Raw genomic sequence first — 14,703 nt, forward strand, 5'->3', positions numbered from 1 at the left:
CCGGGATTATACGTTCGGGCCCCGGCCTGCCTACAAAACGCCGGGCAGTTGTGCGGCCAGAAAATCGGACAGTGCCCGTACCTTGCGCTGCAGATGGCGCTTGTCCGGGTAGACGATATAGACCAGGCGCGGCTGCAGCTGCCAGGCCGGCAGCACGCGCTCAAGCGCGCCCTGCTCCAGCATGGGCCGGGCGATGAAGGAGGGCAGCGAACCGATACCCTGCCCGGCCGCCAGCATCTGGCCCAGCATCAGGCTATTGTCCAACCACATACGCACCGGCGGCTCGATCTCGCATGCGCCGCCCGCGCCTTCCAGGCGCCACAGGCCGGGATGCTCGGCCAGCCGGAACGCCAGGGCCCGATGCGCCAGCAGATCGGCCGGCGCTTGCGGGGCGCCAAGCCGGCGCAGGTAGGTGGGCGAGGCGCACAGCCACTGTTCCACCTTGCCGGCCGCGCGCACCACCAACGTGGAATCGGGCAACGTGGTGCGCACGCGCAGCGACAGGTCAAAACCTTCGGCCACCACGTCCAGCAAGCGGTCGGCCATGGTGAGCTCGACATCGATGTCGGGGTGCTGGTCCATGAAGCGGGCCAGCAAGGGCGCCAGTACCGACAGGCTGAGCGACATTGGCGCATTGACGCGCACACGCCCTTTCATGGCGGCCTGTTCGCCACGGGTGCTGCGCTCCAGTTCTTCCAGTTCGTCGAGCAGGCGGCAGCATTCCTGGTAATAGGCGCGGCCCGTGTCGGTCAGGCTCATGCTGCGCGTGGTACGCAGCAGCAGCGCGGCATGCAGGCCCTGCTCCAGCCAGCGCACCTGCTTGCCAATGCCTGCAGGGGACAGGCCCAGCTCCTCCGCCGCTTTGCTGAAACTGCCGCGCTCGACCACACGGCGGAAAGCCTGCATGGCCGCCAGTTTATCCATTCGATCCCCTCAGTAAAAAGTCTTTATCCAAAATGCCGGATTATCTTAGCAGCAGAATCAAATATGCTGGTTTCACTGTCAATCTTTCAAAGGAATCAACATGAAACTCGCACTCAGCCTCGCCGCCCTGCTGCTGTCCGCCAATGTCCTGGCAGCCGAACCCGGCACCAGCCCATGGGGGCCGCAAGATGAAATCGGCCGCCTGAATCTGGTCACCCCGGCCTCCAGCGTCGCCATCCTGGCCCGCATCGGCGGCGGCCGCGCTTACGACCTGTCGGTCGATTACTTCGTCGGCATGCCCAGCTGGCAGGCGGCCGGCGATCCGCCCTACCTGATGTGGATGACCCACACGCCGCACGGCAATGTGCTGTCCGACCCGATGGAGACAGGCAAGGCCATGAACCAGCACGTCAGCTATTCCGGCAGCGCGATCTCGATGTACGCGCATATGGGCACGCATATCGACGCGCTCAACCACTTTGGCCTGAACGGCAAGATCTGGAACGGCTTCAAGGCCAGCGAGCACCTGGGCGACCGCGGCTGGAACAAGGCCGGTGCGGAAAAGCTGCCGCCGATCGTGGCGCGCGGGGTGCTGATCGACGTGGCAGCATCCAAGGGCGTCGCCATGCTGCCGGATAACTACCGCGTCACCGGCAAGGACTTGGCGGAAGCCCTGGCGCGCCAGAAAGTGGCGCTGCAAAAAGGCGATGTGGTGCTGATCCGCACCGGCCGCATGCAGCACTTTGAAAAGGCCCAGTCCTTCATGCAGAATCCTCCCGGCATGGGGCTGGATGCGGCGCGCTTCCTGGTGGAGCAGAACGGCGCGATGGTGGTGGGCGCGGACAATTTGAGCTTCGAGACCTTCCCATCCGAGGCCAAGGACAACTACATCCCGGTCCATACCTACCTGCTGGCCGAACACGGGGTGCCGATCATGGAGCTGGTCAACCTGGAAGAGCTGGCGCGCGACAAGGTGTATGAATTCGCCTTTATCGGCGCTTCGCTCAAACTGCGCGGCGCCGATGCGGCGCCAATGCGGCCGATCGCGCTGCCGCTGCGCTAAGACGTCCCTTCAGGGAACCGCGCCGGCGGGGGCGTGGGACTTGCAGCGCTGGGCGAAGCCGGGATCGGCGCCCAGTGTCCGCAAGGTCTCCGCAAGCGCCTTGTTACCGGATTTCAGCGCCAGCGAATACGGCGTGTCGCACAGCGTTTCGACGGATGACTGGCCGTTGGGGTCGGCGCCATGCCCGACAGCGAACTTGGCGAACGATGTCGTCTCCTTCACGCACTGCTGCCATACCTGCTCGGCTTTCTGAGGCTCCAGGTTTTCATGAATTTCCTTCCGGTTGCACTGCTCTGCGAGCAAATGCAGGGGGCCCTGCCAGTCCGAGATTTCTCCGTTGGGATTAACGCCAAGACCGATCAGCCTTCGTGCGGCATCGTAGTGCTGGCGCTCGACCATCCGGTTCAGCAGATAGGCGGCATTGGCGGGATCGCCGCCGTTCTTGAACAGCAGTGGCAACAGCTCCTCGTCGATTTCGCAATACTGGCAGGCACCCAGGTCAAGATCGCGTCCGTTCGCACCACTTGCGATGGCGGCCTTCACCAGCGCCAGGCGGCGCTGCGCGTATTTTTCCTTTGCTTCGTAGGTGTAATAATCGCTCCCAATCACCTTGTGCAGATAGGTCGCGCCCTGCTCGCCGCGCAGGTCGATTTTCCCGAGAATGTACTTCACGATATCCAGACGGTCGGCCTGCTTGGCCGGATTGATGTCCTTCAAATAGGCTTCGGTGGCGGTCTCCAGGTAGGCGACTTTTTCCGGGTCCGGCTTACCGCGCATTCTTTTCTTCAGCAGCGGCTTTGCCTTGGCGGCATTGCCGTCTTTCAGCGCATCCGCCAGGCGGTTTTCGCTTGATCCCTGCTGGATCGCCTTCTTCGCCAGAACCGCCGCGACAACGGGAGCGCAAATCACCATGGCGGCGCCATCGCACCGGGGCCCGGTCGGCACCGACTCCGCCGATGCCTGAATGGAGAAGGCCGCAGCGAGTGCGGCAACGAGAATGCGGCTTCTGGAATTTTTCATTCGGCGGATTATACGTTTTCACCTTTCCCGGCAGCGTTCTGCTGGTGCACGTCCTTGTAGGCCAGCATGTCGAACAGGCGTTCTTCCTTGTCTGGATCGAAGCCGCAGGTCGCTTCGAATTTCTCGGGATTTTCGTAAGTGCCGAAGAGCATGTCCCACCAGGTGATGTCGCCGTAGTTGTTCTTGTGGCGGCCGTACTGGTGATGGATGCGGTGCATCTCCGGACGCTGGAAGAACCAGCCGATCCAGCGCGGCGTGGTCACACTGGTGTGGTAGAAGAATTCGCCCAGCGCGGTGCATAGCGTATAGACCGCGCCCGCTTCCGGCGACAGGCCAAGGAAGGCATACACCAGCAGGCTGCCGATGATGGAGTTGACCACCATTTCGCCGGGGTGCTTGTAGAAGGAGGTGATGACTTCGAGACGCTGCGGGCTGTGGTGGATCTGGTGGAACAGGCGCCACAGCAGGTCCGATTCATGGCGTGCGCGGTGCCACCAGTAGAACACGAAGGTGGCGATGAAATAGGCCAGCAGGCCGCCTGCCACGGGGCTTGTGTGGTCGGACAAGTGCAGCAGCGAAGCCTGGGAAGTCCAGCGCTCCCAGGTGAAGCCGGCCAGCACGACCACACCAAGCTGCACTGCGTTGATCGCAAGTACGCGCACAGGCCAGGTGCGGACATGGGGCAGCTTCCAGCCGGGAAGCACGCGTTCCAGCACAAAACAGGCGGCAAAAACGGCAAAAATGGTGGTCAGCATGATGGGAGTCCTGGTCGGTGGGCACGACATGATCGCGCGGTGCCAGGCGGCGCGCCCAGAAAAAACTTCCAGGGTATTGAAACTCGATACCCGCCGCATATAGGGCAGGTTCTTTCCTGTTGGCGGCCTAGCATGGCGCCTCCAACAATACGGAGGTGAACGTGAATATGAAAAAAATGATCGGTGCGCTGGCGCTGGCGGTCGGTAGTGCGGCGGGGGCAAGCGCTGCCACCCCGGCGGAAATCGAACGCGCCCGGCACGGCTTCGACTTCCTCCACGGCGACTGGACGGTGCTGAACCGGCGCCAGTCCGACTATAGCAATCCCGACAGCCCATGGGAGACTTTCAGCGCCAGCAACCTGGTGCACGCGCTGCCGGCGGGGATCGGCAATTATGACGAGTACCGCCCGCTGGGCGACTGGCGTCCGGGCTTTGTCGCCATGACCCTGCGCGTGTTCGATCCGGTGAGCGGGCGCTGGAGCATCTACTGGCTGACCAATCGCGATGGCGGACTCGATCCCGCCACCGGCACGCTGCTGCCGCCGGTTGTGGGCCGCTTCGATGCCGATGGCGTGGGCCGCTTCGAAGGCGAGGAAGTCTATAAGGGCCGCACCGCCCGCGTACGCTTCACCTGGAGCCGCAGCAGCGAGCGCCAGGCGCGCTGGGAGCAAGCCTATTCATGGGATGACGGCACCAGCTGGCAGACCAACTGGATCATGGAGTTCTCGCGCAAATAAAAAAAACGGAGCCGCTCGGGCTCCGTTCTTCGAACAAAGGGGTGCGTCCCCCGTTTGCTTAGACGACGATGGTCTGGTGCTCGCCATCCGCACGGGCGCGGATCTTGCCGATGCGGGACACGGTCTCGCCAGCCGCGGTCAGCTGGGCCATCGCTGCGTCGGCGTTTTCAGCGGATACGATCACGGTCATGCCGATGCCGCAGTTGAACACGCGGTGCATTTCCGCGTCGGCCACGCCGCCGTGCTGCTGCAGCCACTTGAACAGTGGAGGCATGGTCCAGGAGGAGCCATCGAGTTCGGCGGTCAGGTTGTCGGCCAGGACGCGCGGGATGTTTTCCACCAGACCGCCGCCGGTGATGTGCACCAGGCCTTTGACTTCCATCGACTCCATCAGCGCCAGCAGCGGCTTGACGTAGATGCGGGTTGGTTCCATCAGCACGTCGGCCAGCTTGCGGCCGTGGAAGTCCGCTTCCAGGTCAGGCTTGGCCACTTCGATAATCTTGCGCACCAGGGAGTAGCCGTTGGAGTGGGCGCCCGAAGAGGCCAGGCCCAGCACCACGTCGCCCGGCTTGATCTTGGAGCCGTCGATCAGCTTGGACTTTTCCACTGCGCCGACGGCGAAGCCGGCCAGGTCGTATTCGCCGTCCGGGTACATGGAAGGCATTTCCGCGGTTTCGCCGCCGATCAGCGCGCAGCCGGAGTATTCGCAGCCTTTGGCGATGCCCTTGATCACGTCGGTGGCGGTCGCAACGTTCAGCTTGCCGCAGGCGAAGTAGTCGAGGAAGAACAGCGGCTCGGCGCCCTGCACCAGGATGTCGTTCACGCTCATGGCCACCAGGTCGATGCCCACGGTGTCGTGGCGGTTCAGCTCGAACGCCAGTTTGAGCTTGGTGCCGACGCCGTCGGTGCCGGAAACCAGCACAGGCTCCTTGTATTTCTTGCTGATCTCGAACAGCGCGCCGAAGCCGCCGATACCGCCCATTACGCCTTCGCGCATGGTGCGCTTGGCGAATGGCTTGATCGCTTCAACTAGGGCGTCGCCGGCGTCGATATCGACACCTGCGTCACGGTAGGACAGGGAAACATTCGAAGGTTGGCTCATGGTGTTTTACGCAACAGAGGCGAAAGATGGGGAAAGCGGTGGCCGGTTAGGGCAAGTCAGCTATTTTAGCATTTTTGCCCCCCGAACCGCCGCATTTCAGCCCCGGGAGCGGCAAATTGCCCCGAAACGCGGGTCGGCACCGAGCTTGCGCAGGCGTTCCGCCAGTTCAGTATTCTTTTTCTCGAGCGCCGCGTCATACGGGGTAATGCAGTCGTTTTCCGCACTGGCCTTGCCATGCAGGTCGGCCCCCTGCCCGAGGGCGAATTCGACCCGCGCAGTGACCTGGGCCACGCATTTCTGCCATTCCCCCTCGAATTTATCCGGCGAAGCCAGTTTCAGCATCGTGTCCCTGTCGCATTCGCCCACCAGGCGCACCAGCATGCTGCGCTTGCCCCAGGTGCTGCCGTTGGGGTCGGCGCCCAGGGCGATGAGGCGTTTGGCCGCGTCGAACTGGTCCTTGCGGAGGAAGCGGTTCAGCAAGGCCGAATAGTTGGTCGACTGGACGTTCGGGTTGGCGCCGTGCTCGACCATCAGGGCCATGAAACCGTTATCGGTCTCGCAATAGTCGCAGGTCGACAGGTTGACGCCTTCGGCGTTGGCGCCGCGGGCGACCAGCAGGCGGGCCAGCGCCAGGCGGCGCGGCCAGCTTTCCTGCGGGTCGTTGCGCGTGAAATAGGCCTGGTTGACGGTCTGCTGCAGGAGCATGGTGCCCAGTTCGCCCGAGAGATCGGCCTTGTCCGCCAGGTACTCCAGGACGGCGAGACGCTTGGCGTCCTTGGCCGGATCGGGCCGGGTCAGGTAGGTGTCGGCCGCGATGCCGAGCATGTTTTCCGGCGCGTAGCTGGCATCCTTGCTGGCGTCGAAGCGCTTGATGCGGGCCAGGTCGCCATCGTCCGTCGCGTCGACCACCTTGGTCGACGGCTTCTTGAAATTGATGGTCTCGGCGACGTTGCCCACGGCCTCGGCGGCGCTGGCGATCGCCTCGGCGGCACTGGCGGCCATCGCGCGCGGCGTGCAAATCAAGCGCTGGAAGCCTTCGCATTTTTCGCCGTCATCCGCCGCGTTTGCGGGCGCGTGGACGAAAACAGCCAGGGACAGGAGGGCGGCGGCGGTACGGGTAAGAATTGACTGCATTGAATCACTTTATAGTTTGTTTGGGGAAATATTAAACGATGAGTAAGCCTTCCACATGGTATTTTTGACGGTTGAGGCGTTAGAATAGCCATCTAATCTATCTTCCCAACAACACCCTGCAGATGCCTTTCCCCCTCTCGGCAGAACAAAAACAAACGCTTTTCTGGGTGTCCGTCTGGGCAGGATTCTTCTTCCTTCTCTGGGTCTTGGGGCCAGTGCTGACGCCTTTCATGGCAGCGGCCATCCTTGCCTACGCCCTGAATCCCGCGGTCGACAAGCTGTGCCGCCTGCGCCTGTTCCGGCGCTGGAAACTGTCGCGGGCGCTGGCCGTCTCCATCGTGAGCGTGCTGTTCGGCGCGCTCGTGGCGGCGCTGCTGCTGATCGTGGTGCCGGTGCTACAGAAGGAAATCCCCTTGCTGCAGGCGGCGATCCCCGCCTTCCTGGCTAAGCTGAACGACACCCTGGGGCCGCGCCTGCAGCAGCTGGGCGTGGATTTCACGCTCGATGGCGCCACCATCAAGGCGCTCGCGGCGGAAAAGCTGGCCGAAAGCGGCAACCAGATCTGGGCCGCCGTGCTCAATTCCGTGCGCACCGGCGGCAGCGCCGTGCTGGGCTGGCTGGCCACCGTGGTGCTGATTCCCGTGGTGCTGTTCTACCTGCTGCTCGACTGGCACAAGCTGCTGGCCCATGTCGCCGGCGCCGTGCCGCGCCGCTATATCGGCGCCACCCTGGAAATGGCGCGCGAATCGGACCAGCTGCTGGCCCAGTACCTGCGCGGCCAACTGCTGGTGATGCTGGTGCTGGCGGTGTACTATTCCGCCGCCCTGGCCCTGGCGGGCTTCGACGTGGCGCTGCCGGTCGGCATCCTGACCGGGGTGCTGGTGTTTATTCCCTACCTTGGCTTCGGCCTGGGCCTGCTGCTGGCGCTGATGGCGGCCGTGCTGCAATTTAGCGACTGGAGCGGGCTGGCGGCGGTGGCCGTGATCTACGGCGTCGGCCAGGTGATCGAAGGCTTCTTCCTGACGCCGCGCCTGGTGGGCGAGCGTATCGGCCTCGATCCGCTGGCCGTGATCTTCGCCTTGCTGGCATTTGGACAACTGTTCGGCTTCGTCGGCGTATTGCTCGCATTGCCCGCTTCGGCCCTGTTAATGGTGGGATTTAGGCACCTGCGCCGCCACTACCTGCGCAGCAGCTTTTATAATGCGTAGTGTGAAGATCGATTACGTTAGCAAAAAATCCACAAGTCCGGGGCAAGTCCAATGAAACAGCTGGTGCTTGACTTGGGCGCGGAGCCGGTGTGCACCCTCGAATCATTCGAGGTGGGCCGCAATGCCGAGGTGGCGGCGCTGATGCGCCAGTTCGCCGAACGCAGCTCGCGCGAGCATTTCGCTTACCTGTGGGGGGAAATTGGCGCAGGCAAGTCGCACCTGCTGAAGGCGCTCGCCTCGAGCGAACGCGCCCGCTATATTTCGCCGTTTTCGATCGAAACCGAGTTCGTGTATTCGCCGGAGGTGGACCTGTACCTGCTGGACGACTGCGAAAAGCTGTCGCCGGTGGCCCAGATCGATGCCTTTGCCCTGTTCAACGAGATCCGCGCCAACAACGCTTTCATGGTGAGCGCGGGCGCGGTGGCGCCGGCCGTGCTGCCGGTGCGCGAGGACCTGCGCACGCGCATGGGCTGGGGCCTGGTGTACCAGATCCACGGCTTGACCGACGAGGAAAAGCTGGCCACGCTGACGCAAATGGCGGAAGCGCGCGGCTTGATCCTCTCGCCCGGTGTGCTACCTTACCTGCTGTCGCACTTCCAGCGCGACATGGTATCGCTGTCCTCGATGCTCGACTCGCTCGACCAGTATTCGCTGGAAACCAAACGCCCGATCACCCTGCCCCTGCTGCGCGAATGGCTGCAGGAGGAAGCGAAAGAATGATGAAACTCGCCCTGTTCGACCTTGACCACACCCTGCTGCCGATCGATTCCGATTTCGAGTGGGGGCAGTTCCTGTGCCGCGCGGGCGCCGTCGATGCCGCGCAATTCAAGCGCCGCAACGAGGAATTCTTCGCCCAGTACCAGGCGGGCACCCTGGACCCGGTGGAATACCTGGAATTTTCCCTCGGCACCCTGGCGTCCTTCGAGCCGGGACGCCTGGCCGAACTGCAGCAGCAGTACATGACCGAAGTGGTGATGCCGAATATCTTGCCTTCCGCCCGCGCGCTGCTGCAAAAGCACCTCGACGCCGGCGACCTGGTGGCGATCGTCACGGCGACCAACCACTTCGTTGTGGCGCCGATCGCCAAGGCCTTCGGCGTGGAGCACCTGATTGCCGCGATGCCGGAGCGCGATGCCGCCGGCCGCATTACCGGCAAGCTGCTCGGCACGCCGACCCAGGGCGAGGGCAAGATCGTGCACACCAAGGCATGGCTGGAGAAAATGGGGCATACGCTGGACAGCTTCGACAGCGTTCATTTCTACAGCGATTCCCATAACGACCTGCCGCTGCTGTCGATCGTCAGCCATCCCATTGCGACCAACCCGAACGCCAGACTGTCCGAACACGCGACCGCGCAAGGCTGGCCACTAATTCACCTGTTCAATGATTAAGAAATTCATCCGCAAGATCCTGGGCGTCAAGAGCGCGAGACCCAGCAACGAACCCATCATCCTGGGCCCCAAGGACCATGGCATCGACCCGCGCATGGTGTCGAACAATGCCGTCCGCGTCACCAGCACACTGCAGGAAGCGGGCTTTGAAGCCTTCGTGGTCGGCGGCGCCGTGCGCGACCTGCTGCTGGGCGTCAAGCCCAAGGACTTCGACATCGCGACCAATGCCACGCCGGAGCAGGTCAAGCGCCTGTTCCGCCGCGCGTTCATCATCGGCCGGCGCTTCCAGATCGTGCACGTGATGTTCGGCCAGGACCTGCTGGAGGTGACCACCTTCCGCGGCACCACCACCGACAACGCGCCAAAGGACGAGCACGGCCGCGTGCTGCGCGACAACACCTTCGGCTCGCAGGCGGAAGACGCGGAGCGCCGCGACTTCACCATCAACGCCATGTACTACAACCCTGCCACGCAGGAAGTGCTGGACTACCACGGCGGCACCAGCGATATCAAATCGAAGACGCTGCGCATCATCGGCCAGCCGGAAGCGCGCTACCGCGAAGACCCGGTGCGCATGCTGCGCGTGGTGCGTTTCGCGGCCAAGCTGAAATTCTCCATCGAGCGCTCAACCGCGGAACCGATCGGCGTGATGGCGCCCCTGATCGACAACGTGCCTGCGGCGCGCGTGTTCGACGAAATGCTCAAGCTGCTCACCTCCGGCCAGGCCCTGGCCTGCCTGCAGCAGTTGCGCAAGGAGGGCCTGCACCACGGCCTGCTGCCAATGCTGGACGTGGTGCTGGAGCAGCCGATGGGCACCAAGTTCGTGACGCTGGCGCTGGACTCCACCGACAAGCGCGTCATGGCCGGCAAGACCGTGTCGCCAGGCTTCCTGTTCGCCTCCCTGCTGTGGCACCAGGTGCTGGAGAAGTGGCAGGCCTACGAGGCGGCGGGCGAACTCCCGATTCCCGGGCTGCACCTGGCCGCCGACGAAGTGCTGGACTCGCAGACCGAGAAGCTGGCCATCCAGCGCAAGATCGGTTCCGACATGCGCGACATCTGGGCCATGCAGCCGCGTTTTGAACGCCGCAACGGCAAGAACCCCTACAAGCTGCTGGAGCACCCGCGCTTCCGCGCCGGCTACGACTTCCTGCTGCTGCGCTGCGCTTCCGGCGAGATCGACCGCGAACTGGGCGACTGGTGGACGGCCTTCTACGAGGGCGACGAGAGCATGCGCGCCGAACTGGTGACGGTTGCATCGTCCGGCGGCAAAAAGAAGAAACCTGCGCCACGCCGCGGCGCCCGCGCGGCGGCACAGGAGGACGTTCCTGCCGACGCGCAAACGGAAGCCGACGAAGGCGACGAGTCCGACGACGACGAATTCTTGAACCCGCCATCCGAAGGCGAAGCGCCGGCCCGCAAGCGCCGCCGCCGTCCGCGCCGTGCCCGCCGCAATGGTGGTGGCGGCAACGCGCCCGCCGGCGAAGCTTGATGCCGGTCACCGCCTATATCGGCATTGGCGCCAACCTGGGCGATGCCCGCGCCAATGTGCTGGATGCCGTCGAGCGCCTGCGCAAGCTGCCGGGCGCCACGCTGGAGGCGGTGTCTTCGCTGTACCGCACGGCGCCGATCGATTCTTCGGGCGATGATTACATCAATGCCGTGGCCCGTTTGAGCACCGGTCTGCCGGCGCAGGCCTTGCTTGAGGCGCTGTTCGATATCGAGCAAGCGCACGGGCGTGAACGGCCTTATTTCAATGCGCCGCGTACGCTGGATCTGGATTTGCTGCTGTATGGCGATGAGCGGATTGCTACGCCCACGCTGACAGTGCCGCATCCGCGCATGCATCAGCGTGCGTTTGTGCTGATGCCCTTGCTGGAGCTGGCGCCGCAGCTTGCGCTGCCTGGGCTGGGCAGCGCTGCCCGATTCGCGCCGGCGGTTGCTGATCAAGGTATTATCCGCCTTTAAAACCGGTAAACCGGGGTCTGACCCAAGGGTCGGACCCCGTCTGCCCGGCCGCCATAGGTTCTGGTAAGGCGTTGATCTTTTTCGAAGATCAACAGCCTCGAACCAACACCGGAGCAGTCGGGTGGACCGATTAATGAAAAGGACCCCAACAATGCAAATCCCCATCATCGTCCAAACCACCGGCCTCCTGATCCTGTCCAACGTCTTCATGACCGTTGCATGGTACGGACACCTGAAGAACTTCTCTAACAAGTCCTGGCTGGTGGCAGCCCTGATCAGCTGGGGGATCGCCCTGTTTGAGTACCTGATCCAGGTCCCGGCCAACCGCATCGGCTTCAGCCAGTACAACCTGGCGCAGCTGAAGATCCTGCAGGAAGTGATCACCCTGGGCGTCTTCGTCCCCTTCGCCATGTACTACATGAACCAGCCCTTCAAGACGGACTTCATCTGGGCCGGCCTTTGCCTGGTGGGCGCTGTGTACTTCATTTTCCGCAGTTAGAATAGCGTTTTTCGAATTTAAGGACATATCATGTCTGGCAACCTGCAAAACCCTTACCCGGCACCGGCCAAAAGCGTCCCCACCAAGGCCGTCACCATCCCTTCGATCAACTCCCTGAAGGCGGCCGGCGAGAAAATCACCATGCTGACCTGCTATGACGCCAGCTTCGCCTCCCTGATGGACGGCTGCGGCGTGGAAATCCTGCTGATCGGCGATTCGCTGGGCATGGTGTGCAACGGCCACCAGTCCACCCTGCCGGTAACCGTGCAGGAAATCGCCTACCACACCGCCGCCGTGGCGCGCGGCGCGAAGAATGCCCTGATCCTGGCCGACATGCCTTTCGGCTCCTACCCTACGCCGGAACAGGCGTTTGCCAACGCGGTGCAGTTGATCCAGGCTGGCGCGCATATGGTGAAAATCGAAGGCGGCGCCTGGGTTGCCGACACCGTGCGCTTCCTGGTCGAACGTTCGATCCCGGTATGCGCGCACCTGGGACTGACCCCGCAGTCGGTGCACACCTTGGGCGGTTACAAAGTGCAGGGCAAAACCCTGGAAAGCGCCGAGCTGCTGAAGCAGGATGCCCTGAAGCTGCAAGCCGCCGGTGCGGCGATGGTGGTGCTGGAGGCAATCCCTACCGCCCTGGGCAAGGAAGTGACCGACATGCTGTCGATGCCGACCATCGGTATCGGCGCCGGCCCGGATTGCTCCGGCCAAGTGCTGGTCATGCACGATATGCTGGGCGTGTTCCCAGGCCGCAAGGCGCGCTTCGTGAAGAACTTCATGGAAGGACAGGTCTCGATCCAGGCCGCCGTCTCGGCCTATGTCGGCGCCGTGAAAGACGGCTCCTTCCCTGCGGTGGAGCACTGCTTCTAAGTCATGAATACACCGCTGAACGACGACGAATACGACAGGCTCGATGACCTGCTGGCCGAAATGGGCCCGCAGAGCATGGATGTGGCCAAGCTGGAAGGCTTTCTGACCGCCCTGGTCATCGGTCCGGCCGAAATGGCGCAGGAAACGTGGCTGCGCGAGGTCTGGGGCGGGGCGTCCGACAGCGGTGAGGCTGCCGCGCTGGTGCTGCGCCATCACGACTACATGCGTGTCTGGATGCAGAAGGATCCTGACAGTTTTGAGCCGATCTATGATTGCGGCGGCAGCTGGACTGCCGAGGCGTGGTGCGCGGGCTTCCTGGCCGGCGTTGCGATCGCCGCCGATGCCTGGGCGCCGTTACGCGCCCGGCAGCCCGCCCTGCTCGTGCCATTCCAGCAGCCGGTCAACGCCGCCAAGGTGAGCCAGTCCGTCATCAAGATCAACGCATTCTTCCACGCGCCGCAGGCCAAGGTGGCCAAGGCGGGCCGCAACGACCCTTGCCCTTGCGGCAGCGGTTTGAAATTCAAGAAGTGCTGCGGCGCTTAGATCTGGATCCAGGTCGTCTTCAGCTCGGTGTATTTGTCGAAGGCGTGCAGCGACTTGTCCCGTCCATTGCCTGACTGCTTGTAGCCGCCAAACGGCACTGTGATATCGTCGCCGTCGTACTGGTTGACGTGCACAGTGCCCGCCTTCAGCGCCCGCGAAGTGCGGATCGCCTTCGAAATATCCGACGTCCACACCGCCGCGTGCAGGCCGTACGGCGTATCGTTCGCCTGCCTCACCGCCTCGTCCAGGTCCTTGAACGACAGCACCGACAGCACCGGCCCGAAAATCTCTTCCCGCGCGATCTTCATGGTGTTCTGCACGCCGTCAAAGAGAGTCGGCTCGACATAGAAACCACCGGTCTCCTTGCGCACCGCATTGCCGCCTGCCAGCAGTTTGGCGCCTTCGTCGCGGCCCGCGTCGATATAACCCATCACCGTCTTCATCTGGATCGAGTCGACAATCGCGCCCATCACGGTCTTTTCGTCGAGCGGATCGCCCGGCGCGTAGGAGGGCACAAGGGCCAGCGCTTTTTCCAGGAACTTGTCCTTGATCGACTCTTCCACAAACAGGCGCGAAGGCGCATTGCAGCTCTCGCCCTGGTTGAAGTAGATCGAACCGACCGCCGCCGCAACGGCCGCGTCCAGGTCCGGGCAATCGGCGCACACGATATTGGCGGACTTGCCGCCCAGTTCAGTCCAGGCCCGCTTCAGGTTCGACTGGCCCGCCATCTGGATAATCTGCTTGCCGGTGCGCGTGGAGCCGGTGAAGCCGATGCAATCCACATCCATGTGCATGGCCAGCGCCGCGCCGGCCTCGTTGCCGTAGCCCGGCAAAACGTTGAACACGCCTGGAGGAATCCCCGCCTCCACCGCCAGCTCCGCCATGCGCAGGGCCGTCAAAGGCGACTTCTCGGAAGGCTTGAGCACCACGCTATTGCCGGCAGCCAGTGCCGGCGCGACCTTCCATGCGGCCATGAGCAAGGGATAGTTCCACGGCACGATGGCCGCCACCACACCGACCGGCTCGCGCGTGATCAGGGCCAGCGAGTTGCCGGGGGTCGGGGCGATCTCACCATACACCTTGTCGATCGCTTCACCGTACCAGCGGATACAGTTCGCCGCCAGCGATACGTCGACCACCTGGCTGTACTTGATCGGCTTGCCCATATCGAGCGTTTCCAGCAGTGCCAGTTCGTCCTTGTTCTGCATCATCAGGTCGGCGAACCGGCACAGCGCGCGCTTGCGCTGCGCCGGCGCCTGGCCGGACCAGCGCGCACTGTCGAACGCCCGCCGGGCGACGGCAACCGCCTGGTCGACATCGTCGGCATCGCAGCGCGCTGTCTGCGACAGGTAGCGGCCATCGATGGGCGACAGGTTGTCGAACTTGCGTTCGCCGCGCGCCCAGGTGCGTTCGCCGTTGATGAAGGCACGTCCGTCAATCGTCAGCAGCTTCGCCCGTTCATGCCAGTTAATCGTCTCTTTCGCCATTG

General features: G+C 63.3%; 16 protein-coding genes. 10 read left to right on the top strand and 6 right to left on the bottom strand.

Annotation, left to right across the window (positions count from 1 at the left end):
* Positions 1-30 precede the first annotated feature (30 nt).
* Positions 31-924 (bottom strand): LysR family transcriptional regulator, encoded by an 894-nt coding sequence (locus H597_RS0110395; RefSeq protein WP_028102084.1) that lies wholly within the window; start codon positions 922-924, stop codon positions 31-33.
* A gap of 100 nt (positions 925-1,024) precedes the next feature.
* On the opposite strand from H597_RS0110395, the gene H597_RS0110400 reads away from it, so the two are divergent.
* Positions 1,025-1,987: a cyclase family protein gene (locus H597_RS0110400; protein WP_051293676.1), complete on the top strand. Its 963-nt coding sequence runs from the start codon at positions 1,025-1,027 to the stop codon at positions 1,985-1,987.
* Between the two features lie 9 nt (positions 1,988-1,996).
* On the opposite strand, the gene H597_RS0110405 is transcribed toward H597_RS0110400, so the two are convergent.
* The gene (locus H597_RS0110405; protein ID WP_154668042.1) at positions 1,997-3,007 is read right to left on the bottom strand and encodes an ankyrin repeat domain-containing protein; all 1,011 of its coding nucleotides are present in this window, start codon (positions 3,005-3,007) and stop codon (positions 1,997-1,999) included.
* 8 nt (positions 3,008-3,015) lie between these two features.
* Positions 3,016-3,762 (bottom strand): sterol desaturase family protein, encoded by a 747-nt coding sequence (locus tag H597_RS0110410; RefSeq protein WP_028102087.1) that lies wholly within the window; start codon positions 3,760-3,762, stop codon positions 3,016-3,018.
* Positions 3,763-3,929: 167 nt separating this feature from the next.
* On the opposite strand from H597_RS0110410, the gene H597_RS0110415 reads away from it, so the two are divergent.
* The gene (locus H597_RS0110415) at positions 3,930-4,499 is read left to right on the top strand and encodes a hypothetical protein (protein ID WP_229632143.1); all 570 of its coding nucleotides are present in this window, start codon (positions 3,930-3,932) and stop codon (positions 4,497-4,499) included.
* A gap of 58 nt (positions 4,500-4,557) precedes the next feature.
* On the opposite strand, the gene purM is transcribed toward H597_RS0110415, so the two are convergent.
* Positions 4,558-5,601, bottom strand: coding sequence for a phosphoribosylformylglycinamidine cyclo-ligase (purM, locus tag H597_RS0110420; protein ID WP_028102089.1), 1,044 nt, complete (start codon positions 5,599-5,601; stop codon positions 4,558-4,560).
* 96 nt (positions 5,602-5,697) lie between these two features.
* On the bottom strand, positions 5,698-6,735 hold the full coding sequence (locus H597_RS0110425) for an ankyrin repeat domain-containing protein (RefSeq protein WP_028102090.1): 1,038 nt from the start codon (positions 6,733-6,735) through the stop codon (positions 5,698-5,700).
* A 122-nt stretch (positions 6,736-6,857) separates the two neighbouring features.
* Here H597_RS0110425 and H597_RS0110430 point away from each other — a divergent pair, with 122 nt between their 5' ends.
* From H597_RS0110430 to H597_RS0110465, 8 genes are all read left to right on the top strand, one after another.
* Positions 6,858-7,943 (top strand): AI-2E family transporter, encoded by a 1,086-nt coding sequence (locus H597_RS0110430; protein WP_028102091.1) that lies wholly within the window; start codon positions 6,858-6,860, stop codon positions 7,941-7,943.
* 51 nt (positions 7,944-7,994) lie between these two features.
* Positions 7,995-8,663: a DnaA regulatory inactivator Hda gene (hda, locus tag H597_RS0110435; RefSeq protein ID WP_028102092.1), complete on the top strand. Its 669-nt coding sequence runs from the start codon at positions 7,995-7,997 to the stop codon at positions 8,661-8,663.
* Complete coding sequence (locus tag H597_RS0110440) at positions 8,663-9,334, top strand: histidinol-phosphatase (protein ID WP_035373849.1); 672 nt, start codon at positions 8,663-8,665, stop codon at positions 9,332-9,334. Before hda ends, H597_RS0110440 begins: the two co-directional genes overlap by 1 nt.
* A complete protein-coding gene (gene pcnB / locus H597_RS0110445; RefSeq protein ID WP_028102094.1) occupies positions 9,327-10,823 on the top strand; it encodes a polynucleotide adenylyltransferase PcnB in 1,497 nt (498 codons plus the stop codon). Before H597_RS0110440 ends, pcnB begins: the two co-directional genes overlap by 8 nt.
* Positions 10,823-11,299, top strand: coding sequence for a 2-amino-4-hydroxy-6-hydroxymethyldihydropteridine diphosphokinase (gene folK, locus H597_RS0110450; RefSeq protein WP_035373762.1), 477 nt, complete (start codon positions 10,823-10,825; stop codon positions 11,297-11,299). The genes pcnB and folK overlap by 1 nt, the downstream gene beginning before the upstream one ends.
* 151 nt (positions 11,300-11,450) lie before the next feature.
* Complete coding sequence (locus H597_RS0110455) at positions 11,451-11,798, top strand: DMT family protein (RefSeq protein ID WP_028102096.1); 348 nt, start codon at positions 11,451-11,453, stop codon at positions 11,796-11,798.
* Between the two features lie 30 nt (positions 11,799-11,828).
* The gene (gene panB, locus H597_RS0110460) at positions 11,829-12,671 is read left to right on the top strand and encodes a 3-methyl-2-oxobutanoate hydroxymethyltransferase (protein ID WP_028102097.1); all 843 of its coding nucleotides are present in this window, start codon (positions 11,829-11,831) and stop codon (positions 12,669-12,671) included.
* Between the two features lie 3 nt (positions 12,672-12,674).
* Entirely contained in the window at positions 12,675-13,214 is a 540-nt protein-coding gene (locus H597_RS0110465; protein ID WP_028102098.1) for a UPF0149 family protein, read from the top strand.
* Here the strand turns inward: H597_RS0110465 and H597_RS0110470 are convergent.
* Entirely contained in the window at positions 13,211-14,701 is a 1,491-nt protein-coding gene (locus H597_RS0110470) for an aldehyde dehydrogenase (RefSeq protein ID WP_028102099.1), read from the bottom strand. The two genes, H597_RS0110465 and H597_RS0110470, sit on opposite strands and share 4 nt — an antisense overlap.
* Between the last annotated feature and the right edge of the window lie 2 nt (positions 14,702-14,703).

The organism is Pseudoduganella violaceinigra DSM 15887 (assembly GCF_000425385.1).
Taxonomy (GTDB): Bacteria; Pseudomonadota; Gammaproteobacteria; order Burkholderiales; family Burkholderiaceae_D; genus Rugamonas; species Rugamonas violaceinigra.

Bases quoted from the DNA above. Each gene is read 5' to 3' on its own strand.
- H597_RS0110395 (WP_028102084.1), bottom strand. From the start codon at position 924: ATGGATAAACTGGCGGCCATGCAGGCTTTCCGCCGTGTGGTCGAGCGC.
- H597_RS0110400 (WP_051293676.1), top strand. From the start codon at position 1,025: ATGAAACTCGCACTCAGCCTCGCCGCCCTGCTGCTGTCCGCCAATGTC.
- H597_RS0110405 (WP_154668042.1), bottom strand. From the start codon at position 3,007: ATGAAAAATTCCAGAAGCCGCATTCTCGTTGCCGCACTCGCTGCGGCC.
- H597_RS0110410 (WP_028102087.1), bottom strand. From the start codon at position 3,762: ATGCTGACCACCATTTTTGCCGTTTTTGCCGCCTGTTTTGTGCTGGAA.
- H597_RS0110415 (WP_229632143.1), top strand. From the start codon at position 3,930: ATGAAAAAAATGATCGGTGCGCTGGCGCTGGCGGTCGGTAGTGCGGCG.
- purM (WP_028102089.1), bottom strand. From the start codon at position 5,601: ATGAGCCAACCTTCGAATGTTTCCCTGTCCTACCGTGACGCAGGTGTC.
- H597_RS0110425 (WP_028102090.1), bottom strand. From the start codon at position 6,735: ATGCAGTCAATTCTTACCCGTACCGCCGCCGCCCTCCTGTCCCTGGCT.
- H597_RS0110430 (WP_028102091.1), top strand. From the start codon at position 6,858: ATGCCTTTCCCCCTCTCGGCAGAACAAAAACAAACGCTTTTCTGGGTG.
- hda (WP_028102092.1), top strand. From the start codon at position 7,995: ATGAAACAGCTGGTGCTTGACTTGGGCGCGGAGCCGGTGTGCACCCTC.
- H597_RS0110440 (WP_035373849.1), top strand. From the start codon at position 8,663: ATGAAACTCGCCCTGTTCGACCTTGACCACACCCTGCTGCCGATCGAT.
- pcnB (WP_028102094.1), top strand. From the start codon at position 9,327: ATGATTAAGAAATTCATCCGCAAGATCCTGGGCGTCAAGAGCGCGAGA.
- folK (WP_035373762.1), top strand. From the start codon at position 10,823: ATGCCGGTCACCGCCTATATCGGCATTGGCGCCAACCTGGGCGATGCC.
- H597_RS0110455 (WP_028102096.1), top strand. From the start codon at position 11,451: ATGCAAATCCCCATCATCGTCCAAACCACCGGCCTCCTGATCCTGTCC.
- panB (WP_028102097.1), top strand. From the start codon at position 11,829: ATGTCTGGCAACCTGCAAAACCCTTACCCGGCACCGGCCAAAAGCGTC.
- H597_RS0110465 (WP_028102098.1), top strand. From the start codon at position 12,675: ATGAATACACCGCTGAACGACGACGAATACGACAGGCTCGATGACCTG.
- H597_RS0110470 (WP_028102099.1), bottom strand. From the start codon at position 14,701: ATGGCGAAAGAGACGATTAACTGGCATGAACGGGCGAAGCTGCTGACG.